Annotated in this window: 10 protein-coding genes and 7 pseudogenes; 3 read left to right on the top strand and 14 right to left on the bottom strand. The window is 62.7% G+C overall.

All coding sequences use genetic code 11. The features are described 5' to 3' along the window. Window positions 1–5 precede the first annotated feature (5 nt). The 13 genes and pseudogenes from gap to ACF0H6_RS02680 form a co-directional block, all read right to left on the bottom strand. Window positions 6–1,016, bottom strand: a complete 1,011-nt coding sequence (gene gap / locus ACF0H6_RS02620) for a type I glyceraldehyde-3-phosphate dehydrogenase (RefSeq protein ID WP_395248351.1) — start codon at window positions 1,014–1,016, stop codon at window positions 6–8. Window positions 1,017–1,312: 296 nt separating this feature from the next. Beyond that, a pseudogene (locus tag ACF0H6_RS02625) lies at window positions 1,313–1,937 on the bottom strand (superoxide dismutase). 131 nt (window positions 1,938–2,068) lie between these two features. Then, a pseudogene (gene whiA, locus ACF0H6_RS02630) lies at window positions 2,069–3,050 on the bottom strand (DNA-binding protein WhiA). 9 nt (window positions 3,051–3,059) lie between these two features. Beyond that, window positions 3,060–4,076 carry a uridine diphosphate-N-acetylglucosamine-binding protein YvcK gene (gene yvcK, locus ACF0H6_RS02635; protein ID WP_395248352.1) on the bottom strand — a complete coding sequence of 339 codons (1,017 nt, stop codon included), beginning with the start codon at window positions 4,074–4,076 and terminating at the stop codon, window positions 3,060–3,062. Beyond that, on the bottom strand, window positions 4,076–4,999 hold the full coding sequence (gene rapZ, locus ACF0H6_RS02640) for an RNase adapter RapZ (RefSeq protein WP_395248353.1): 924 nt from the start codon (window positions 4,997–4,999) through the stop codon (window positions 4,076–4,078). The genes yvcK and rapZ overlap by 1 nt, the downstream gene beginning before the upstream one ends. Before the next feature lie 84 nt (window positions 5,000–5,083). Beyond that, window positions 5,084–7,118, bottom strand: a pseudogene (uvrC, locus tag ACF0H6_RS02645) (excinuclease ABC subunit UvrC). 65 nt (window positions 7,119–7,183) lie between these two features. After that, entirely contained in the window at window positions 7,184–7,852 is a 669-nt protein-coding gene (locus tag ACF0H6_RS02650) for a lysophospholipid acyltransferase family protein (protein ID WP_395248354.1), read from the bottom strand. Further along, window positions 7,839–8,555, bottom strand: coding sequence for an HAD hydrolase-like protein (locus ACF0H6_RS02655; RefSeq protein ID WP_395248355.1), 717 nt, complete (start codon window positions 8,553–8,555; stop codon window positions 7,839–7,841). The genes ACF0H6_RS02650 and ACF0H6_RS02655 overlap by 14 nt, the downstream gene beginning before the upstream one ends. 100 nt (window positions 8,556–8,655) lie before the next feature. Beyond that, a pseudogene (gene uvrA / locus ACF0H6_RS02660) lies at window positions 8,656–11,581 on the bottom strand (excinuclease ABC subunit UvrA). Between the two features lie 65 nt (window positions 11,582–11,646). Continuing rightward, a pseudogene (locus ACF0H6_RS02665) lies at window positions 11,647–12,028 on the bottom strand (GntR family transcriptional regulator). After that, the gene (locus ACF0H6_RS02670; protein WP_395248356.1) at window positions 12,025–13,971 is read right to left on the bottom strand and encodes an ABC transporter ATP-binding protein; all 1,947 of its coding nucleotides are present in this window, start codon (window positions 13,969–13,971) and stop codon (window positions 12,025–12,027) included. Before ACF0H6_RS02670 ends, ACF0H6_RS02665 begins: the two are co-directional and overlap by 4 nt. Beyond that, window positions 13,968–15,713 carry an ABC transporter ATP-binding protein gene (locus ACF0H6_RS02675; protein ID WP_395248357.1) on the bottom strand — a complete coding sequence of 582 codons (1,746 nt, stop codon included), beginning with the start codon at window positions 15,711–15,713 and terminating at the stop codon, window positions 13,968–13,970. The genes ACF0H6_RS02670 and ACF0H6_RS02675 overlap by 4 nt, the downstream gene beginning before the upstream one ends. A gap of 138 nt (window positions 15,714–15,851) precedes the next feature. Further along, the gene (locus tag ACF0H6_RS02680) at window positions 15,852–16,631 is read right to left on the bottom strand and encodes a trans-aconitate 2-methyltransferase (RefSeq protein WP_395249854.1); all 780 of its coding nucleotides are present in this window, start codon (window positions 16,629–16,631) and stop codon (window positions 15,852–15,854) included. A gap of 56 nt (window positions 16,632–16,687) precedes the next feature. On the opposite strand from ACF0H6_RS02680, the pseudogene ACF0H6_RS02685 reads away from it, so the two are divergent. The 3 genes and pseudogenes from ACF0H6_RS02685 (at window position 16,688) to ACF0H6_RS02695 (ending at window position 21,165) form a co-directional block, all read left to right on the top strand. Next, window positions 16,688–19,235 (top strand): annotated as a pseudogene (locus ACF0H6_RS02685) (DEAD/DEAH box helicase). A gap of 41 nt (window positions 19,236–19,276) precedes the next feature. Continuing rightward, the gene (locus ACF0H6_RS02690) at window positions 19,277–19,813 is read left to right on the top strand and encodes a GNAT family N-acetyltransferase (RefSeq protein ID WP_395248358.1); all 537 of its coding nucleotides are present in this window, start codon (window positions 19,277–19,279) and stop codon (window positions 19,811–19,813) included. A 34-nt stretch (window positions 19,814–19,847) separates the two neighbouring features. Continuing rightward, window positions 19,848–21,165: pseudogene (locus ACF0H6_RS02695) on the top strand (alpha/beta fold hydrolase). Between the two features lie 10 nt (window positions 21,166–21,175). Here ACF0H6_RS02695 and ACF0H6_RS02700 read toward each other — a convergent pair. Further along, a complete protein-coding gene (locus ACF0H6_RS02700; RefSeq protein ID WP_395248359.1) occupies window positions 21,176–22,210 on the bottom strand; it encodes a TerC family protein in 1,035 nt (344 codons plus the stop codon). Between the last annotated feature and the right edge of the window lie 113 nt (window positions 22,211–22,323).

A 22,323-nucleotide genomic window follows, 5' to 3' on the forward strand; every position in this document is an offset into this window, starting at 1 on the left:
CTACCCTAGCCCAGCTTGGATGCGACGAGCTCCGTGAGGTCAACGAGGCGGTTGGAGTAGCCCCATTCGTTGTCATACCAGGAAACAACCTTGACCTGGTTGCCGATGACCTTGGTCAGGCCGGAGTCGAAGATCGAGGAAGCCGGATCGCCGACGATGTCCGAAGAGACGATCGGATCGGCCGTGTAGCTCAGGATGCCCTTGAACTGCTCGGACTCCGAAGCCGCCTTGAGGGCCGCGTTGACTTCCTCAACGGTGACTTCACGGGAAACCGTGACGGTGAGGTCAGTGGCGGAACCCGTGGGAACCGGTACGCGGATGGCGTAGCCGTCCAGCTTGCCCTTGAGCTCCGGGAGAACGAGGCCAATTGCCTTGGCCGCACCCGTGGAGGTGGGGACCATGTTGATGGCTGCGGCGCGTGCGCGGCGGAGGTCGCTGTGGGGGCCGTCCTGGAGGTTCTGGTCCGCCGTGTAGGCGTGAATCGTGGTCATCAGGCCGCGCTCGATACCGAAGGCGTCATTGATGACCTTTGCCAGCGGGCCAAGGCAGTTGGTGGTGCACGAAGCGTTGGAAATGATGTTGTGCGCTGCGGAATCGTAGAGCTCGTGGTTGACGCCCATGACGATGGTGATGTCTTCGTCGGAAGCCGGTGCGGAGATCAGGACCTTCTTGGCGCCGGCATCGATGTGCTTCTGTGCCGCGGCAGCCTTCGTGAAGAATCCAGTGGACTCGATGACGATGTCCACTCCCAGCTCGCCCCACGGGAGGTTCGCGGGATCGCGCTCGGCAAGGACCTTGATGATGTTGCCGTCAACAATGAGGTTGCCCTCTTTGACTTCAACGGTCTGGGTCAGGCGGCCGCCGACGGAGTCGTACTTCAGCAGGTGGGCAAGTGCCTCGGGACTCGTGAGGTCGTTTACCGCAACAATTTCGAGATCGGCACCCTGGGCGAGTGCTGCGCGGAAGTAGTTGCGGCCGATGCGGCCAAAGCCGTTGATACCAATACGGGTGGTCACTATTTCAGTCTCCTTGGTGCTCTTGCAAGCACACCTAGTGAGTCGGATCTTGATTCCAACTAACAATTCCCGCACATCTTTGGGCAGAAGTGATTATCAGATCGGAGGGCGACCAGCCACGTTGCTGAAGGCTAACCGCCTTCCGTGACCCATCTTACGTTTAACTACGTCTGCCCCCGCAACTGCGGGGGCAGACAATCCGGTATTTGGGCGAAATTCACCTGAATGTGAAGTTTGTTACATCCCCGTGTATTCCACGTCACTCACCGATTCGGCACGAAAGTCCCTGGACTTTGCTAGAGAACAATCAGGCCGGTGGCGTTGGCGCGGGCTGCTTCAAAGCGCTTCGCGACGTCGGCCCAGTTGACGATGTTCCAGAATGCCTTGACGTAGTCGGCCTTCACGTTGACGTAGTCCAGGTGAGAAGGCGTGCTCCCACATGTCCAGCATGAGCAGCGGCGTGGTGCCGACCGCGACGTTGCCCTGCTGGTCGTAGAGCTGCTCGATGAGGAGGTTCCCACCGATGGGCTCGTAGGCCAGGAAGCCCCAGCCGGAACCCTGCAGGCCAAGGGCAGCTGCCGAGAACTGGGCGCGGAATGCATCGAACGAACCGAAGGCATCGTCGATGGCTGCGGCGAGTTCGCCTTCAGGCTTGTCGCCGCCATCCGGAGAGATGTTGTTCCAGAAGACGGAGTGGTTGATGTGGCCGCCGGTGTGGAACGCGAGGTCCTTGGAGAGGCGGTTGATGTTGGCGAAGTCGCCCTTGTCGCGGGCCTCGGCCAGCTGGGCCAGGGCGTTATTCGCACCGGCTACATAGGCAGCGTGGTGCTTGCTGTGGTGCAGCTCCATGATCTTCGCCGAAATGTGCGGCTCAAGTGCTGCGTAGTCGTAGCCGAGCTCGGGCAGTACGTACTCTGTCACGAAATCCTCCAATGTAGTGGACCGGGGTCCGGTTGGTAACTCTCGTTTTGTTCATCCGGCCGGCGAACCGGCCGGAAATCTTCGGGCGGCCGGGTCTTCCTCCGCACCACGACGATTCTAGGACGGGTGCCTTATTCGTCCATCATCTCGGGGGTCACATTTGCCTCGGTCCCGGGGATGCCCAAATCTCCCGCCCGTTTGTCCGCCATCGCCAGCAGCCGGCGGATCCGCCCCGCGATGGCGTCTTTGGTCATGGGCGGATCAGCGAGCCGTCCGAGTTCATCCAAGCTGGCCTGCTTGTGTGCCACCCGGAGCTCACCGGCGTACTCTAAGGTGGTCCGGAACGTCGTCGCCCAGAATCTCCAGGGCCCGGTCCACGCGTGCTCCGGCAGCGACGGCGGCCTGGGCCGAACGGCGCAGGTTGGCATCGTCGAAGTTCGCGAGCCGGTTGGCGGTAGCCCGGACCTCCTTGCGCATACGGCGTTCCTCCCACACCATCAGGGCGTCATGCGCTCCCATCCGGATGAGCAGCGCAGCGATGGTATCGCCGTCACGGATGACCACCCGATCCACTCCGCGCACTTCGCGCGCCTTGGCCTGGATGCCAAGGCGACGCGCGGCTCCAACCAGCGCGAGAGCGGATTCCGGGCCCGGGCACGTGACCTCGAGGGAAGACGATCGGCCCGGTTCGGTCAGGGAACCATGAGCCAGGAAGGCTCCGCGCCAGACAGCCTCGGCATCGGACGCCGAGCCGTTGACGACGGCGGAGGGCAGCCCGCGCACAGGCCGTCCGCGGCCGTCCAGGAGGCCCGTCTGACGGGCCAGGGCCTCGCCGTCGCGCACTACACGGACAACATAGCGGCTCCCGCGCCGGAGCCCCCCGCCGGAGACGACGATGATCTCGCTCTGGTGCCCGTAGACCTCGGCGATCGCGGCCCGGAGCCGCCGTGCCGTGGCGGCAAGGTCAACCTCTGCCTCAATCACGATGCGGCCCGAAATGATGTGCAGTCCTCCGGCAAAACGCAACATTGCCGAGACTTCGGCCTTGCGGACGGACGACTTCTTGATGTCCAGCCGGGAAAGTTCTTCCTTGACCGATGCGGTCAGTGCCATCGCATGTTCCTAACTATTCCCGAAAATATCGTGATACGCCGATGCCAGACGCAGCGGGTCGTGGATTGGACGGCGGCTCGACGCCCCCACTTTACCCAAGACCACCTCCGCACCGATCATCCCCGCTGCCCGCTCGAATTCCTTGAGGTCGGATATCGAGGAAGGATCGGCGAGGACAACGTCCACGCTGAACTCCGGCGCGTAGTGGCGCAAGGCGTCCAAGTGGTCCGACGCGGACATCCCGGAGGTTTCTTTGGTGTCCATGGCGAGGTTCATGGTGAGGCAGCGTTTGGCGGGAGTGTCGCACAAAGCCTGCCGCATTTCGGGCAGCAGCAAATGGGGCAACACGGAGGTGTACCAGGAGCCGGGACCGAGAATGATCCAGTCCGCGAGCTCAATAGCGGTGAGCGCTTCGATGCATGCCCGCGCGTCCTCGGGAAGGAGCCTGACGTTTTCGAGTGAACCGGCAACAGCACACTTCGCCTGGCCTTTGACGGTCTGGAACTCGAATCCGCCGCCGGGCAACTGCACCCTGACGTCGCCCTCGATGTTCAGTGGTTGCGTCGACATCGGCAGGGCCTGGCCGCGGGCACCCAGGAGGGCGCCGGCCCATTTCAGGCCCGCCACGGCATCGCCCAGCAGTTCCCAGAGGGTAACGATGAGCAGGTTTCCCATGGCGTGATCGTCGAGGGAACCCTTCCGGCCGCTAGGGGTCTTGAAACGGTGCTGCATGACGTCCCGCCAGGTGCGACCCCAATCGGTGTCATCACAGAGGGCGCTCAGCGCCATCCGGAGATCGCCGGGCGGAAGGACTGCGTACTCTTCCCGCAGCCGCCCGGAAGATCCGCCGTCGTCCGCTACGGTCACAATCGCGGTGAGTTCGGAAGTGAGCAGCCGCAACGCGGAAAGCGATGCGGAAAGTCCGTGTCCGCCGCCGAGCGCTACAACCGTGGGCCCCTTGGCAGGCTGGCTGCCAGGCGTGCCCTTGGGCGGAACCAGCGGCAGGGGTCCGGTCAGAACCCCCATTATTCGCGACCCAGATCGCGGTGGCTTGTGGTGACGGTGACCCGCGGGAATTGCGCCAACCGTTTGGAAAGTTCGACGGCGACGGCGACGGAGCGGTGCTTGCCTCCTGTGCAGCCAACGGCAATGGTGGCGTAGTGCTTGTTTTCTGTCCGGTAGCCGTCGAGGACAGGTTCCAGGGCAAGGACATAGCGGTCAACAAAGTCCCTGACGCCGTGGGCACCGAGTACATAGTCGCTGACATCGGCGTCCAAGCCGGTGTGCGGGCGCAACTGCGGGACCCAGTGCGGGTTGGGGATGAAGCGCGCGTCAGCGACGAAGTTGGCGTCCACGGGCAACCCGTATTTGAAGCCGAAGCTCATGACGTTCAGGCGCAACGCCACGGGGCCGGTTTCGCTGAAGAGCTCGGTGATGGCGGTGGCGAGGCCGTGCACGTTGAAGGTGCTGGTGTCCAACACGACGTCGGCCGATTCGCGGAGTTCCTTCAGCACGTCCCGCTCGGCTGCGATCCCGTCCAGGATCCGGCCTCCGCCTTGCAGCGGATGCGGGCGGCGGCCTTGCTCAAAGCGCCGGACCAGGACGTTGTCGCTGGCATCGAGGAAAAGCACCCGGAAAGTGATGCCGCTGGCGCTCAGTGCGCCCAGGGCTGTCCGAATATCGGTGAAAAGGCCCTTGCTGCGAACATCCACCACAACTGCGAGCCTGGGGATGGACTGTGGCGCGTGGGACACAATTTCGGCGAGAGTGCCGAGCATCTGCGGCGGAAGGTTCTCGACGACGTACCAGCCGTGGTCCTCCAAGGCATCCGATGCTGTACTGCGGCCTGCTCCGGACATACCAGTCACCACCAGCAGTTCCGCTTCGACAGGCTTGACGGGGATCAATCCGTCCTGCTCCGCGCCGGATCCTGCTGTTGACTCTGACATCTAGTGTCCCCGTTTCTGAGATGGTCCAGGCTTCTGTTGGTCCAGGCCGGACCGCCTGATTGAGGCGTCCGATTATTACCCTAGCTAAAATTCAAGGATTTCGCCGGTCGTCATATTCACGGCAGGGGCAGTCTCCCCGGAGGCGCTTGCCGCCGTCAGGTGGCTGACGACTGCTTCCGCGAGTGCCGGGCCGATTCCCTTTGCCGCCGTGAGCTCAACTGCCGAGGCGCCCTTGATCTTCTTGAGGGAACCGAAATGCGCCACGAGCGCCTTCCGCTTGGCCTCGCCGAGTCCGGGGACACCATCGAGGGCGGACACCGTCATGGCCTTTCCACGTTTCTGCCGGTGGAACGTGATGGCAAAGCGGTGGGCTTCGTCGCGGATGCGTTGCAGCAAGTAGAGCCCTTGGGATGTGCGGGGCAGGATGACCGGGAAATCACTGTCCGGCAACCAGACCTCTTCGAGCCGCTTCGCCAATCCGACAACGTAGACGTCGTCGATCCCCAACTCTGCGAGGGCGCGCGCTGCCGCGTTGACTTGGGGCTGGCCGCCGTCGACGACGACGAGGTTGGGCGGATAGGCGAACCTCGCCTTGGTCTCAATGCCGGTTCCGGGCCCGGTGACGGCAGCGTCCCCGGGCACAGCGTCTCCGGGTGACGGTGGAAGCGCCCCGCGACCGGGGTTGGGGATCTCCCCGCTCTTGGGCGGCTGGGCGGATTTGTCCTGCAGGTAGTGCCTGAAGCGTCGCGTGAGGACGTCGTGCATCGCAGCCGTATCGTCGGTTGCGGCAGGCCCGGTGATGGAGAACTTCCGGTAGTCGGATTTCTTGGGAAGGCCGTCCTCCACGACCACCATGGACGCGACCACATTGGTGCCCTGCACATGGGAGATGTCGTAGCACTCAATCCGAAGCAACGGTACGGGGAGCTCAAGGGCATCCTGCAGTTCCTGAAGCGCCAGGGAACGGACCGTGATGTCGCCTGCCCTCCGGACTTTGTGCAGCTTGAGCGCGTGTTCGGCGTTTTCCCGGACGGTGGACATGAGCGCAGCCTTGTCGCCACGTTGTGGCACCCGGATATCCACTTTGGCTCCCCTGAGGCCGCCGAGCCATTCAAGCAACTCATGATGGTTGGACGGAATCTCCGGTACCAGGACTTCACGCGGAATGCGGCCCGTGGTTGTCGCTGTCTTCGCCGTAGACCTGTTGCAGAAGGTGTTCGATGAGCTCCGGGGTAGTGGCGTCTTCGACCTTTTCCACCACCCATCCCCGTTGACCGCGTACCCGGCCGCCCCGGACGTGGAAGACCTGCACGGAAGCCTCGAGATCGTCGTCGTGCAGAGCGAAAATGTCTGCCTCAGTATCCTCAGAAAGGACCACCGCGTTGCGCTCAAACACTTTGCGCAAAGCCGCGATGTCGTCCCGGATCCGTGCTGCCCGCTCGTAGTCGAGTTCAGCTACGGCGGCACCCATGTCCTTTTCGAGGCGTCGGATGAACTTGCCGGCCTCGCCCCCCATGAAAGAGCAGAAATCTTCGGCCAAGGCGCGGTGCTGTTCAGGGGTGACTCGACCGACGCACGGGGCCGAGCATTTGTCGATGTAACCCAGCAGGCATGGCCTCCCGCTGGCCTGCGCCCGCTTCAAAACCCCGGCGCTGCAGCTCCGCACCGGGAAGACCCGCAACAAGGTGTCCATGGTTTCGCGGATGGCGCCCGCCGTGTAGGGGCCGAAGTATCGCGTGCCCTTGCGGCGTTCGCCGCGCATGACCTGGACCCGGGGAAGCTTCTCCGCCATGGTGACCGCCAGGTACGGATAGGTCTTGTCATCGCGGAACACGACATTGAACCGCGGCTTGAATTCCTTGATCCAGGTGTATTCGAGCTGGAGGGACTCCAGCTCACTGCCCACCACCGTCCACTCAACGCTGCTGGCGGCGTGCACCATGGCATGCGTTTTCGGCAGCAAACCTGCTGGGTTGGCGAAGTATGAGTTCAGCCGGGAACGCAGGTTCTTCGCCTTGCCAACGTAGATGACGCGGCCGTGCGGATCCCGGAACCTGTAGACACCGGGGGTGGTGGGGATTTCGCCCGTCTGGGGTCGATAACTCGCTGGATCTGCCACAGTTCCAGTCTAGTAAGGGAAAACCCGTGCCCCTGCACGCCAGGGGCGTGGTACGGGGACCGGGGCTACTCTGCCGACTTGCTCTGGTTGTAGCTCGTGGAGCGTTCCTGGCCGCTCAGCACCGCAATGGCGTCCATGATCTTGTCCGTCACTTCGCGGCGGGCAGGCAGGGAATGGTCCGGACCTGTTTTGTCGAAGTACAGCGGCTCCCCCACCTTCATGATGAAGTGCTGCGGACGGACAGTGTTGCGGTCCACCGGCTGCAACTTGTCGGTGCCGATGAGTCCTACCGGCACCACCGGCGCGCCCGTAGTCAGCGCAAGCCACCCGACGCCAGTACGTCCGCGGTAGAGCAATCCGTCGCGTGACCGGGTGCCTTCGGGGTAGATACCGATGCCCTTGCCGTTCTCAAGGATGTCCAAGAGGGTCTTGAGCGCCTGCACGCTGGCCGCCTGTTCCCCACGTTCCACGGGGATGGATCCAACCGCTTGGAAGAATGCCTTCATGGCGCGGCCTTTGAAGCCCTTGGTGGTGAAGTACTCGGCTTTGGCGAAGAAGCCCACCGGGCGGGGCATCAGGGCCTGGACAATCACACTGTCCAAAAAGGACAAATGGTTCGGGGCCACAATGAATGGCCCGTCCTTGGGTACGTTTTCCAGCCCGATAACCGTGGGCCGGCAGGTGCTGGAAATCAGTCCACGCGTGGTCCAGCGGATGACATCAAAGGCTTCCATCGTTCTGCACCTCGCTCAGGGCCGCCGCACGAACGGCATCAAGTTCTTCGATCTTCTTCAGCAGTTCGGTCGCAGAGTCGACGACGGCGACAGCCCCGGCTTCCTGAAGCTCACCGTCCAGTGCAAATCCCCAGCTGACGCCAATGCAGTCGAGGCCATTGGCCATTGCACCGAAAACATCCTGGTGACGGTCCCCCACCATTACTGCAGGTTGCGAATGCAGCTTGGCCAGTGCCGCACCAACGATTTCGACCTTGCCGGGGGCTGTGTTGGCCGCCACGGATTCGTCGTCGGAGGCACCGCAGATGGAGGCAAAGAGGCCCGCAATGCCGTGGTGTTCCAACACCATGCGCGCCAGGCCCTCGGGTTTCTGGGTGGCCACCGCGACTGGACGCCGGGATTCAGCGAAGAATTCCAGAAGCTCACGAATGCCGGGATAAAGCTGGCTTTGTGCGATGCCGACGGAACGGTAGTAGCCGCGGTAGAGGCCAATGACCGCGTCGACTTTCGCGGCGGGAACCCCGGCAATGTGCTCGAGGGAATCGCTGAGCTTGGGCCCAACCATGGAATCCAGCACGTGCTGTTCCGGGATGGGGAGGCCCATTTCTCCCAGGGCTGCGGCGATGCCGCCGGTTATGCCACCTGCAGGATCGACAAGGGTGCCGTCCAGATCAAAGATGATGGGCACCATTGTTTGAGTCACCGGGTTAGTTTCTCACGAGTTGAGGCATGCCTGAAACTCACATGCCGGCCAAGGAATACTCCAAGCGTTGCCAGAATATTCCCCGGCCGGAGCTACCGGACTAGCCCAGAATCTCGGCCAGGAAGGTAGCAGTGTGGCTTTCGGTCGACTTTGCCACCTGCTCGGGGGTACCGGTGGCGATGATCCGCCCACCGCCTGAACCACCGTTGGGGCCAAGGTCCACAATCCAGTCGGCGGACTTGATCACATCAAGGTTGTGTTCGATGGTGATGACGGTGTTGCCCTTGTCCACCAAGCCCTGAAGCACCATGAGCAGCTTGCGGATGTCCTCGAAGTGCAGGCCCGTGGTGGGCTCATCCAAGACGTAGACACTGCGGCCGTTGGAACGCTTCTGGAGTTCCGACGCCAACTTCACGCGCTGCGCCTCGCCGCCGGACAACGTAGTTGCCGGCTGTCCAAGACGGACATAGCCAAGGCCGACGTCTACGAGGGTGTTCAAGTGCCGGGCGATCGGCGTGAAAGCCGCAAAGAACTCTGCGCCTTCCTCGATAGGCATGTTGAGGACGTCCGCAATGGTTTTGCCCTTGTAGTGCACCTCAAGGGTTTCCCGGTTGTACCGGGCGCCATGGCACACCTCGCACGGGACGTAGACGTCCGGCAGGAAGTTCATTTCGATCTTCAGGGTGCCGTCACCGGAGCAGGCCTCACAGCGGCCGCCCTTGACGTTGAAGGAGAACCGGCCTGGCTGGTAACCGCGGACCTTTGCCTCGGTGGTTTCAGCGAAGAGTTTCCTGATGTTGTCGAAGACGCCGGTGTATGTGGCCGGATTGGAACGGGGGGTCCGTCCGATCGGGCTCTGGTCCACGTGGACCACCTTGTCGAGATGCTCCAGGCCGGCTACAGAGCGGTGGCGGCCCGCAACTTGCTTGGCGCCGTTGAGCTTGTTGGCAAGAACCTTGTAGAGGATCTCGTTTACCAGGGTGGACTTCCCCGAGCCGCTGACACCCGTCACCGCAGTGAAGAGCCCCAGCGGGAAAGTGGCGTCGACGTTGTTCAGGTTGTTCTCGCGCGCACCAATAACCTTGAGCTCGCGCTTCTTGTCGTACTTGCGCCGCTTCGCCGGGATATCGATCTTGCGTCGCCCGGACAGGTAGTCGCCGGTCAGCGAGTTCGTGTTCTCCAGGAAGCTCCTTGTAGGAACCGGAGTGCACCACCTGGCCACCGTGTTCGCCCGCACCGGGTCCGATGTCAACCACCCAGTCGGCCTCGTGGATGGTGTCTTCGTCGTGTTCGACGACGATCAGCGTGTTGCCGAGATCGCGCAGCCGGGTCAGCGTTTCAATGAGGCGGCGGTTGTCCTTCTGATGCAAGCCGATGGACGGTTCGTCCAGCACGTACAAGACACCCACCAGGCCGGAGCCGATCTGCGTCGCGAGGCGAATACGCTGGGCTTCGCCGCCGGACAGGGTCCCGGACGGCCGTTCGAGGTTCAGGTATTCGAGCCCGACATCGAGCAGGAACGTCAGGCGCGCCTGGATCTCCTTGAGGACTTGGTGGGCAATCTGCGCTTCACGGTCGGTCAGCGTGAGGCCGCCCAGGAACTCCGCGCAGTCCCGCATGGGAAGGGCCGCAACTTCAGCGATGGACTTGCCGTTGATGAGCACCGAGAGCGACGCCGGGTTCAGCCTGGCCCCGTTGCACTCAGGGCAGGGAATCTGCCGCATGTACTCTTCGTAACGGTCGCGTGCCCAGTCCGAGTCGGTTTCGCCGTGCTTGCGGTGGACATATTGGATGGCACCTTCGAAGCCGGTGCTGTACTTGCGTTCCCGGCCGAACCTGTTGCGGTACTGGACCACAACCTTGTGGTCCTTGCCGTACAGCACCGTCTGCCGCACTTCCTTCGACAACTTCTCCCACGCCGTGTCCATGGAGAATTCGAGCTCCAGGGCGAGTCCTTCAAGAAGCCGGTTCCAGTACTCGGTGGTGGCGGTACCCAAGGACCAAGGCGCAATGGCACCTTCACCCAAGGACAGCTCAGGGTTGGGAACTACGAGTTCCTCGTCGACTTCAAGTTTGGTACCGATGCCACTACAGGCAGAACAGGCGCCGAACGGGTTGTTGAAGGAGAAAGAGCGTGGCTCGATTTCGTCGATGGCCAGCGGGTGCTCATTGGGGCAGGCAAGGTTTTCGGAGAAGGCCCGGATTCGCGCCGGGTCTTCGGCGTCGAGATCCACGAACTCGATCAGCACCCTGCCTTCCGCAAGTCCAAGCCCGGTCTCGATCGAATCAGTCAGCCGTTGGCTGATTCCTTCTTTGACCACAAGCCGGTCAACAACCACTTCAATCGAGTGCTTGAACTGCTTGCCGAGCTTGGGCGGATCGCTCAACTGGACGAGCTCGCCGTCCACCCGGGCGCGTGAGTAGCCCTTGGCGGTGAGCTCCTTGAAGAGCTCGACGAATTCACCCTTGCGTCCCCGGACCACCGGGGCAAGGATCTGGAAGCGGGTACCGGATTCGAGCTCCAGCAATTGGTCAACGATCTGCTGCGGCGTCTGCCGCGTGATCGGCTCGTGGCACACCGGGCAATGCGGCCGGCCGACACGTGCCCAAAGAAGACGCATGTAGTCGTAAATCTCGGTGATGGTTCCCACCGTGGAACGCGGATTCTTGCTGGTGGACTTCTGATCGATGGAAACTGCCGGGGAAAGGCCTTCGATGAAATCGACATCCGGTTTGTCCACTTGGCCCAGGAACTGGCGGGCATAGGCCGACAATGATTCCACGTACCGGCGCTGGCCTTCGGCGAAGATGGTGTCGAATGCCAAGGATGACTTGCCCGAACCCGACAGGCCGGTGAAGACAATCATGGCGTCACGGGGAAGGTCGAGATCGACATTGCGGAGGTTGTGTTCACGCGCCCCCTTGACCACGAGCCGGGACAGGTCGTGGCGTACGGGTATGGCGGGCTGCGCGGAAACGCTTGCGATGGATTCGACGGCGGGGACTTCAGCTACGGCTTTAGGCACCCACTAATGCTAATCGAAAACTTCTTCGAATTTCCATGTGGCCGCCCGCGGCCTACTGACGGGTATCAATCCGCGTCGTAGGCAGCCGCAAGAAGCTGGACGGCCTCGGCGAAACTGGCACCCTGGGCTTTGGCTGCTGCCGAGTAGTTCGCGGCGACCGCGGCCAAGGCGCCCCAGCGGTCGTCCCGGGCGCACACCACCGTTCCGTTGCGCCCCCTGGTCTGCCACAACTCCTGCCGCTTCGAGTTCCTTGTAAGCGCGGGCGACGGTGTGGGGGGCGACATCCAGTGCACCGGCAAGGCTGCGCACCGCCGGAAGTTTGGTCCCTACGGCGAGGCTGCCACCATCAGCCAACTCAATAATGCGGAGCCGAAGTTGCTCGTACAAGGCCACGGTGCTCGACTGGTTGGGACGCCAGGAGCCGGGAAACTCCACTGAGCCGCTCACGAGGCTCCCCTGTCCCCTTGGTCAGCGCGGTGCTTGGCGATGTGCACGGGCGTCGCCGCGAGCTCACCGTCCCCACTCGCAAACTGCGCGTCATGCAAACGGGCGTAGTGCCCGCCGAGTTCCAGCAGCGAGTGATGGGTGCCGTGTTCAACGATCCGTCCGTGGTCCATGACGAGAATTAGATCAGCGTCGCGGATGGTGGACAAGCGGTGGGCTATGACGAACGAGGTCTTGTTGCTCCGCAACCTGTGCATCGCCTGGCGGATGAGGACTTCCGTGCGCGTGTCCACGGAACTTGTGGCCTCGTCCAGGATCAGGATGGGACGGCCCGAAAGGCGTGCGCGTGCGATGCTCAGCAATTGCCGCTGCCCTTGACTGAGCGGGTCCCCTCCATTGGTGAGCATGGTCGAGTATCCGTCCGGCAGCGAGCGAACAAAGTGGTCCACGTGGCTGGCCTCGGCCGCGGCCACGATGTCTGCCTCGCTGGCACCTGGAAGTCCATATTCGATGTTTTCCCGGATGGTGCCCGTGAAAATCCATGGATCCTGGAGCACAACGCCGAAGTTACGGCGGAGAACGTCACGTTGCATTCCAGCGATGTCCACTCCGTCAATGGTGATTTTTCCAGAGCGGAGTTCGTGGAAACGCATGAGGAGGCTGACAAGCGTCGTCTTCCCCGCTCCCGTGTGTCCCACAATGGCGACGGTTTGTCCTGGCTCCACACGGAAGGACAGGTCCTCGATCAGCGGCGCTTCCGGCCGGTAGCTGAAAGCAATGCGATCAAAGGAAACCCTCCCGGCAGGGACCCTGAACTCGGCCTCAAAGCTGTCATCAAACCGGACGACGGCGGGTGCTGCCGGTGCTGTCCGTGCTGTCGGTGCTGTCCGTTCGGTGGCGCGTGCGGTGGCTGAAGTGGGTTCCGTGGGTTCCGTGACTTCCTCGGCGTCCAAGAGCTCGAAGACCCTGCCGGCGGAAACTGCGCACGATTGCAGGACCTGGGCCATGCCGCCGATCTGGCCCAGAGGCTGGCTGAACAGCCGGTTGAACTGGATGAACGCCTGGATGCTGCCGATGCTCATCGCTCCGGCGAGGAACTGTAGTGCGCCCACAATCACAACGCCCACATAGCTTGCATTCGACACGAAAGCCATCAGCGGCGTGATCAGTCCGGACGCGAACTGGGCCTTGGAACTGGCCGAATACAGCCCGTTGTTGTGGGCGGCGAACCGATCCGCCATCGCACCCTGCGCGTTGAACAGCTTGATGGTCTCATGACCCGTAGCCGTCTCCTCCACGAGGGAGTTGACGTCTCCGGTAGCCTCCCACTGCCGGACAAAATGTTTCTGCGAGCGTCGGGTCACCACGATCGAGGCCAGGGCCGAGAACGGAACCGCCATCAAGGACACGAGGGCCAGCAGGGGCGAAAGGAACAACATCATCCCCAGGGAAGCAATGACCATCAACATTGACGTCAAAAGCTGTGCCAGGAGTTGGTTGAGCGTCTGCGCCACGTTGTCGAGATCGTTCGTGGCACGGCTCAGGACATCGCCCCGGGAACGGCCATCGTAATAGGCCACGGGGAGCCGGTGTAGTTTCGCTTCCACCGCTTCCCTCAAGTCGTGCGCGAGCTGTTGCACGGCGCGGGCGTTGAGACGGCCTTGCGCCCAGCTGAGCAGTGCCGCCGCGGCATACATCGAAGCAGCCACGAGCAGCAGGAAGACGAAGCGCCCGTTATCGAACTGCTCACCGAACACCACAGCTGCGATCACATCGGTGGCGTCGCCGAGGATCTTGGGAGCGGCCACATTGAGCGTGACAAAGCCGCAGATGCAGAGGATGGCCGCGGTCATGACACCCCGCGCAGGCTTCAGCAAACCCGCGAGACGGACGAGCGACCGCGACGGTCTCTCGCTGCCAGGCCTGCTCGTGCTTTGCTTGCTCACGCGGCATCTTCTGTTTCGAGCTGGGACGCCACGATCTCCCGGTACGTTTCCGAGGAACCAAGAAGCTCGTCATGCGTCCCCTTGGCCACCAGCCGTCCCTCGTCGATCAGGAGGATCTGGTCCGCCGAAACCACAGTATTGACCCTCTGGGCGATGATGATGACAGTTGCTTCCCGAAGTTCAGGTTCAAGGGCCGCCCGGAGCTTTGCTTCGGTCACGGTGTCCAGGGCTGAGAAACTGTCGTCAAACAGGTAGACCGAGGCAGGGCGCAGCAATGCGCGGGCAATGCATAAGCGCTGCCTCTGGCCACCGGAGAGACCGGCGCCGCCTTGGGACAAGGTGGTTTCCAGTCCTTCGGGGAGTTCTGCCACGAAATCCGCCGCCTGTGCTGTCTCCAGCGCGTGCCACAATTGGGAATCCGACGCCGAGGCCAGGGAAAGCCGCAGGTTTTCTGCGATGGTTCCCCGGAACAGCCACGCCTCCTGGGGCACCACAGCGAGCCGGTCGCGCAAGGCACCCAGGGGGGTCGCCGTGATGTCCTGGCCATCGAGCGAGATACGTCCACTGCTCGCCTCAAGCAACCTCGGCACAAGGCTGACAATGGTTGACTTGCCGCTTCCTGTGGAGCCGATGACCGCCGTCGTGGTTCCTGGAGCGGCCTGGAAGGTGATGCCTTCCAGGACCGGTGCTTCGGCACCTGGATAGGCGAAAGAGACGTCGTCGAAGCGCAAGCCACCTGCCGGGGAGGGATCCTCAATGACTGCGCCGGGCGTGTTTCCCGGCAGGACCAGTTCGGATGCCGTGTTGAGAACTTCCGTGACTCGTTCTGCACTGACTGCCGCACGGGGAGCGGTGCTCAACACATACATCGCCATCATGATCGCGAGGAGGATCTGCATGATGTAGGCGATGAACGCCGTGAGCGCCCCCAATTGCATTTCTCCCGCAATAATGCGGTGTCCGCCGAGCCAGACCACTCCAGCAGACGAGAGGTTGACCACGATCATGACGAGCGGAAGCATCGCCGCGACAATCCGGGCGGAACGGAGATTGTTGTTCGTCAGGGCGTTATTGGCCACCTCGAACCGCTTCATCTCAACCGGTTGGCGGACGAAAGCCCGGATGACCGCGGTCCCCAGGATCTGTTCGCGGAGCACGCTGTTGATCCGGTCCACCAATCCTTGGCCCTCGCGATACAAAGGGACGAGCCTGCGGACAATCAACAGCATGATGACCAGCAGCACCGGGACAATGGCGAAAACGATCCAGGACAACACCACGTCCTGTTCGACGGCGAGAATGACGCCCCCGATTCCCATGACCGGCGCGGCTACGAGCATGCTGAGCACGAGGACCGTGATGTTCTGGAGTTGCAGGACGTCATTGGTGGTCCTGACCACGAGGCTGGCCGGCCCGAAGGCCGCGACGTCCTGGTCCGGCAGGGAATGGATCTTGTCGAAAAGTTCCTGGCGCAGTCCGCTGCCGATCTTCATGGCGACCACCGCGCCAAGGTACCCGGCCAACACTGCGGCAAGGACTTGGATGACGGTGAGCACCAGCATCCATGCACCGAGGCGCAGGATTACTTCGCTGTTGCCGGCGACCAGTCCGTCGTCGACGATCTTGGCGTTAAAGGTGGGCAGAAGCAGCGTGGCGCCGGTCTGGACGAGTTGCAGGAGAACAATGGCCAGGACGTGGGCCTTATAAGGGGCTAGACGCTGCAGCAGCAAGGATGCCAGCACGTTGCCTCCAATCGTTCGCTTCCGGAGCGGCGAATTCCCCACGATGCCGCCCCGCGATCGCGTTGTCATTGTAGTTCAGATCACACCGGGAAGCCGCGCAATTCACGCACTTCCAGAGTCCGCTGGAATCCGGCCTGCTCAGCCCCGCTTTTTGGCCACTGCAAAAATCCTGCGGAAGGGAAACACGGTCCCGTGCCGGCTGGCCGGGTAAGCCGTCCGCAGCATCGCCGCATACTGGTTTTCGAACTCGGCGGCGTCTTCTTCAGGAAGGACGGCCAGCACCGGGCGCAGGCCGGTCCCCCGCACCCACTCCAGCACGGGATCGATTCCCGGCAGAAGGTGCTGGTAGGTGGTCTCCCAGGCGTCGGCGTCGCATCCGGCGTCGAGCATGATCCGCAGGTAGTCGGCCGGTTCCCCGACGGCGTCGTCGTGGCGCAGTACACCGGACAGCCTTCCGGACCATTCCGCCGAGTCCGCCAGTTCGCGCATGAGCACGTGGGACGGCGCACCGAAGTTTCCGGGGCCCTGGAGGGCAAACCACGCTCCCGGTTTCAGCGTCTTCAACCATGCAGCGAGCATCGCCATGTGCCCCGGCACCCATTGCAGCGCTGCATTGCTGACCACGACGTCGGTGTCCGCTTCCGGCATCCACTCGGCAATGTCTGCGGGAGCGAACGAAAGACCCGGCTGGACTTCCGCGAAGAGCTCGGCCTTCGCCAGCATCTCGGCCGAGGAGTCCAACCCGACGACGTCGGCACTCGGCCAGCGCTGCGCGAGGGTGGCCGTCAGGTTTCCCGGACCGCAGCCCAGATCCACCACGTGCCTGGGGTTCTCCGCCAGAATCCTCGACGTGAGGTCAAAAAAGGGACGATCGCGGTGGTTGCCGAACTCGACGTATTTACTTGGATCCCACTTCACTGCTGTCTCCCCGCCGGTAGCCCTGAGCTGTTCCACCCACACTAAGCTGGAAGGCAATGAAACTTCTTGAGCAGCTTCCCGGAATGTCCGACGCCGGATCGGGCAGCGCACGCGTTGATCCCGACGAAATCTACACACGCTTTGTTGACTGGACCGGGAGCCGCGGGCTTCAGCTCTACCCCGCCCAGGACGAGGCCATCATGGAACTCGCGTCCGGCGCCAACGTCATCCTGGCAACCCCCACGGGCTCCGGGAAATCCCTAGTGGCGATCGCCGCGCACTTCGAGGCAATGGCCAGAGGCATGCGCAGCTACTACACGGCCCCCATCAAAGCCCTGGTCTCCGAGAAGTTCTTCGCCCTCTGCGACATTTTCGGAGCCGAGAACGTCGGCATGATCACGGGTGATTCCGGCGTGAACCAGGACGCCCCCATCATTTGCTGCACCGCTGAAATCCTCGCCAACATCGCCCTGCGCGAAGGCAAGGAAGCCGAGCTTGGCACGGTCATCATGGACGAGTTCCATTTCTACTCCGACCCCCAGCGTGGTTGGGCGTGGCAGGTGCCGCTCCTGGAACTCCCCCAAGCCCAATTCCTCCTCATGTCGGCCACTTTGGGCGACGTCAGCCGCTTCGAAACCGCCCTGAGCGAACTCACCGGACGGTCCACCACCACAGTCAGCTCGGCCGAACGCCCTATCCCCCTGCACTACTACTTCCAGGAAACCCCGGTCCACGAAACCCTCGAGGAACTGCTGAGCACCAAACAAGTCCCCGTGTACGTGGTCCATTTCAGCCAGGTCGAGGCCATCGAGCGCGCCCAGAACCTCATGAGCATCAACATGTGCAGCCGCGAGGAGAAGGACAAGATCGCTGAGCTGATTGCCGGCTTCCGGTTCGCGGCAGGTTTCGGCAAGACCCTGAACCGGCTGGTCCGCCACGGCATCGGCGTCCATCACGCAGGCATGTTGCCCAAATACCGTCGCCTCGTGGAGCAACTGGCGCAGGCAGGGCTCCTGAAGGTCATCTGCGGCACCGACACGCTCGGGGTCGGCATCAACGTCCCCATCCGAACGGTCCTTCTGACCGCATTGAGCAAGTACGACGGCGTGCGCACCCGTCTGCTGAACTCACGGGAGTTCCACCAGATCGCCGGCCGCGCCGGCCGTGCGGGTTACGACACTGCCGGAACCGTCGTGGTGCAGGCTCCCGAACACGTCGTGGAAAATGCGAAAGCGATGGCCAAGGCCACCGCAAAGTTCGGGGACGACCAGAAGAAACTTCGGCAAGTGGTGCGAAAGAAGCCGCCGGAGGGCTTCGTCTCGCTGGGGCCAGCCGACCTTCACCCGTCTTGTGGAGTCCGTGCCGGACCCGTTGACGTCGAGTTTCACTGTGACGCATGCAATGCTGCTCAACCTGATGGAGCGCTCTGGCGACCCGTTCGCCGCTGCCCGCCGGCTCCTCACCGAAAACCATGAGACCCGGGCCGCCCAGTTGCAGCTCATGAAGAAGGCCCTGGGCATCTACCGCGAACTGCTGGCGGCCGGAGTGGTGGAACGCATCCCCGAGGACGAACAGCAGAAAGAGGGCCGCTCTGTGCGGCTGACGGTCCACCTGCAAGCCAACTTCGCCCTGAACCAGCCGCTTTCGCCGTTTGCACTTGCGGCGCTGGAACTCCTGGATCCGGAGTCGCCGTCGTACGCCTTGGACGTTGTGTCCGTGATCGAGGCAACCCTCGAAAAACCGCGCCAGATCCTCTCCGCGCAGCAAAAGAAGGCACGCGGCGAAGCCATTGCCGCCATGAAGGCCGACGGCATTGACTATGACCAGCGCATGGCGATGCTCGAGGAGGTCACCTATCCGCAACCCCTCGCGGAGATCCTGGGCGAAGCGTTCGACGTGTACCGCAAGGCCGCCCCGTGGGTAGGCGACTTTGAGCTGGCGCCGAAATCGGTGGTCCGCGATATGTATGAGCGCGCCATGAACTTCGGCGAGTTCGTCCAGTTCTATGGACTCGCCCGTTCCGAGGGCATTGTGCTGCGCTATTTGGCTGACGGTTTCAAGGCACTTCGCCAGACGGTTCCGCAGGACGCGCTCCGCGAAGACCTCGAGGACCTCATCGCCTGGCTCGGTGAATTGGTCCGCCAGGTCGATTCCAGCCTCCTGGACGAGTGGGAGGAACTCACGTCAGGCGCGGCCCCGACGCCCCACGATGCTCCGCCTCCACCCCCGCCCTCGCTCACTTCCAACATCCGCGCCTTCAGGGTGATGGTCCGCAACGAAATGTTCAGGCGTGTCGAGCTGTTCGCCGACGAGGACGCCGCCGCTTTGGGCGAGCTCGACGGCGGCAGCGGCTGGGACGCGGAGCACTGGGAAGACGCGCTGGACGCCTATTTCGACGAACACGACGATATCGGGACCGGCCCTGACGCCCGCGGTCCGGGGCTCCTCATCATTACCGAGGAACCCGGCGTGTGGCGCGTCCGGCAAATCTTCGACGACCCCGCTGGCAACCATGACTGGGGCATTTCCGCTGAAGTCGCCCTTGAGGCCTCCGACGAAAGCGGCACCGCCGAGGTGAAGGTGACTGCGGTCAACAGGCTCTGAGGCTTCCTGGATCGGCTGGGCGCTCCTAGTAAGCTCGAATCATGAGTGTTATCCGCCCCGCCACCGTGTCCGATGTCCCAGCGATCCTGCAGATGATCCACGAGCTTGCGGTCTACGAAAAAGAGCCCGAAGCCGTGAAGAACACGCCGGAAATGCTCGCCTCAGCCTTGTTCGGCGAGAATCCGCGGATCTACGCGCACATTGCGGAAAACTCGGCCGGGGACGTCCAGGGCTTCGCCTTGTGGTTCCTGAACTACTCAACGTGGGAGGGCGTCCACGGCATCTATCTTGAGGACCTCTACGTCACTCCCGATGCGCGTGGCGAGGGCCACGGCAAGGCGCTCCTCCAGCATCTGGCCGCTACCGCCGTCGAGCGGGGTTATGCCCGGGTGGAGTGGAGCGTGCTGGACTGGAACGAACCGTCCATCAACTTCTACCGCAGCCTGGGCGCCGAGCCGATGGATGGCTGGTCCACGTTCCGGCTGACCGGCGAAGCACTCAGCGCTTTCGGGGGTAACGGAACTGTCCGCCGTAACGGTGTTTTGGGCAACGGCAGCACGGTGTTGGCCCGTGGCTGAGGGCGCGGCAGCCGCGGGGCCTTCCGGACACACAATCCGGGCCCGTCACGAATTCCGGGGAATCCGGACCGCGGAGCACTTCTTCACTGTCCCCCTTGACCATTGGCCCGAGGAAAGCGCGGGAGCTACCGAGGCGGGTCCCGCGGAAACGATCACTATCTTCGCCCGGGAGTTCGTCTCCGCCGAGCACTCGGCTGAGGACGCGGCCAGGGCTGCCTTGGTTGCTCTACCTCCAGGGTGGACCGGGCGGACGCGGAACGCGGACCACGTCCCTGTCCGGTTGGATGAAAGCCGCCTCAAGGAGCTTCCGCATCCTGATGCTGGATCAACGGGGTACCGGGCTGTCGACCCCGGCGGACCGCGTGACACTTCCCCTTCGAGGCGACGCTTCGGCCCAGGCGGACTATCTCACCCATTTCAGGGCCGACTCGATCGTCGCCGACGCCGAACTCATCCGGAAGACCTTGGGCTCGGAGCCGTGGACCGTCCTCGGCCAGAGTTTCGGCGGTTTCTGCGCACTGACATACCTTTCCTTCGCGCCTGAGGGCCTTCGCGAAGTCCTCATTACGGGAGGGCTTGCACCATTGGAAGGCCCGGCGGAGCGTGTCTATCGGGCCACATTCCAGCGGGTCGCGGAACGGAACGCCGAGTATTTCGCCTGGTACCCGGAGGACCGTGGCACCGTGACCCGGATCGCGCGTCATCTGGACTCCACGAAGGAGCGGCTGCCCAGCGGCGAACGCCTCACCACGGAGCGCTTCCAGATGGTGGGATCTTTCCTGGGAGGCAATACCCGCGTGGATGCCCTGCACACCCTACTGGAGGACGCCCTTGTGCCGTCCCCGGAGGGAGAGCGCCTCTCTGATGCCTTCCTGGAACAAGTCCAGGGTTTGGTCTCCCGTGCCTCGAATCCCCTGTACGCCGTCCTGCACGAGGCCATTTACGGCCAGGGGCAAGCGACGGACTGGGCGGCGTGGCGGGTGCTAGGCGAGTTCCCGCAGTTCCAGCCCGACGCCGCCGAGCCACTCCTGACAGGCGAGATGGTCTATCCCTGGTATTTCGAACAGGATCCGGCGCTGGTACCCCTGCAGGAAGTGGCTGCGCTGTTGGCCGGCAAGCGGGATTGGAAACCCCTCTATGATGTTGCCCGGTTGAACGCCAACACCGTGCCGGTGGCGGCTGCTGTCTATCGCGACGACATCTATGTGGACTTCGAACTTTCCATGGAGACCGCGGCGGCGGTGCGCGGGTTGCACACCTGGACCACCGCGGACTTCCACCACGACGGAATCGGCGAGGACGGAGAAGGTATCTTCAATCGCCTGCTGGGAATGGCTCGCGGCCAGAACTAAGCCGCGGCTTTTAGCGGCCGCTGACCTCGTTTGCGCTCTTACGCGAGTCTTCCTCGAGCCGGGCATCCAGCTTGGACGTCGTGGCAGCCGGGGTCAGGAGGCTCGCGACAACCGCCACCACGATGGTGCCGATGATGACCGCCAGGGAAACATAGGTCGGAATCTCGGGAGCCCATTCAATATGGTGGCCGCCGTTGATGAAGGGCAGCTCGTTGACGTGCATGGCGTGCAGCACGAGCTTCACGCCGATGAACGCGAGGATGACGGACAGCGCGTGCTTGAGATAGACCAAACGGTTCATGAGTCCGCCCAGCAGGAAGTACAGCTGGCGCAAGCCCATGAGCGCGAAGATGTTGGCGGTAAAGACGATGAACGCACTTTGGGTCAGTCCGAAGATCGCCGGAATGGAGTCAACCGCAAACAAGAGGTCCGTCATGCCGATGGTCACGAAGACAATCAGCATGGGGGTGAAGAGCTTCTTTCCATTGACCGTGGTGCGAAGCTTGCCGCCGTCGAACTTCTCCGACATCGGGACAACTTTGCGGATGCGGGCAACCAGCGGGTTTTCGGCGCCGTTTTCCTCGTCTTCGCCGTTGTCCGTGGCCTGCTTCCACGCTGTCCACAGGAGGAACGCGCCGAAGATGTAGAAGACCCAGCTGAACTCCTGAATCACCACAGCACCCAAGGCAATGAAGATGCCGCGCAGGACCAGAGCGATGATGATGCCAACCATCAGCACTTCTTGCTGATACTTACGGGGCACCGAGAATCGCGCCATGATGATGATGAAGACGAAGAGGTTGTCTACGCTCAAGCTGTACTCGGTCACCCAGCCGGCGATGAACTGGCTGCCATGCTCCGGGCCGCCGAACGCGAACATTGCCCCGGCGAACACCAAGGCGAGGGTGACGTAGAAGCCGACCCAGAGGCCTGCCTCTTTCATGGAGGGTTCATGGGGTCTCTTGATGACCAAGAGGAGGTCGACAAGGAGGATGATTCCGAGAACGACGAAAGAGCCGATCTCAAACCAGGCGGGGAGTTGCATCTAAAATGCCTTTCGCAGGTACGCCAAAATGGCGTAAGTCTCTCCGACCTGCCTGCACCTGCGCCAATCGGCATCCGATGCATTGAAAGCGGCCTGCTACATCCGGCGAGGCA

Source organism: Arthrobacter sp. NA-172, assembly GCF_043952055.1.
In the GTDB taxonomy this organism is placed as follows: Bacteria; Actinomycetota; Actinomycetes; order Actinomycetales; family Micrococcaceae; genus Arthrobacter.

Excerpts from the sequence above, each read along its gene's own strand:
- yvcK (WP_395248352.1), bottom strand. The coding sequence starts at position 4,076 with ATGGGGGTTCTGACCGGACCCCTGCCGCTGGTTCCGCCCAAGGGCACG.
- rapZ (WP_395248353.1), bottom strand. The coding sequence starts at position 4,999 with ATGTCAGAGTCAACAGCAGGATCCGGCGCGGAGCAGGACGGATTGATC.
- ACF0H6_RS02650 (WP_395248354.1), bottom strand. The coding sequence starts at position 7,852 with ATGGAAGCCTTTGATGTCATCCGCTGGACCACGCGTGGACTGATTTCC.
- ACF0H6_RS02690 (WP_395248358.1), top strand. The coding sequence starts at position 19,277 with ATGAGTGTTATCCGCCCCGCCACCGTGTCCGATGTCCCAGCGATCCTG.
- ACF0H6_RS02700 (WP_395248359.1), bottom strand. The coding sequence starts at position 22,210 with ATGCAACTCCCCGCCTGGTTTGAGATCGGCTCTTTCGTCGTTCTCGGA.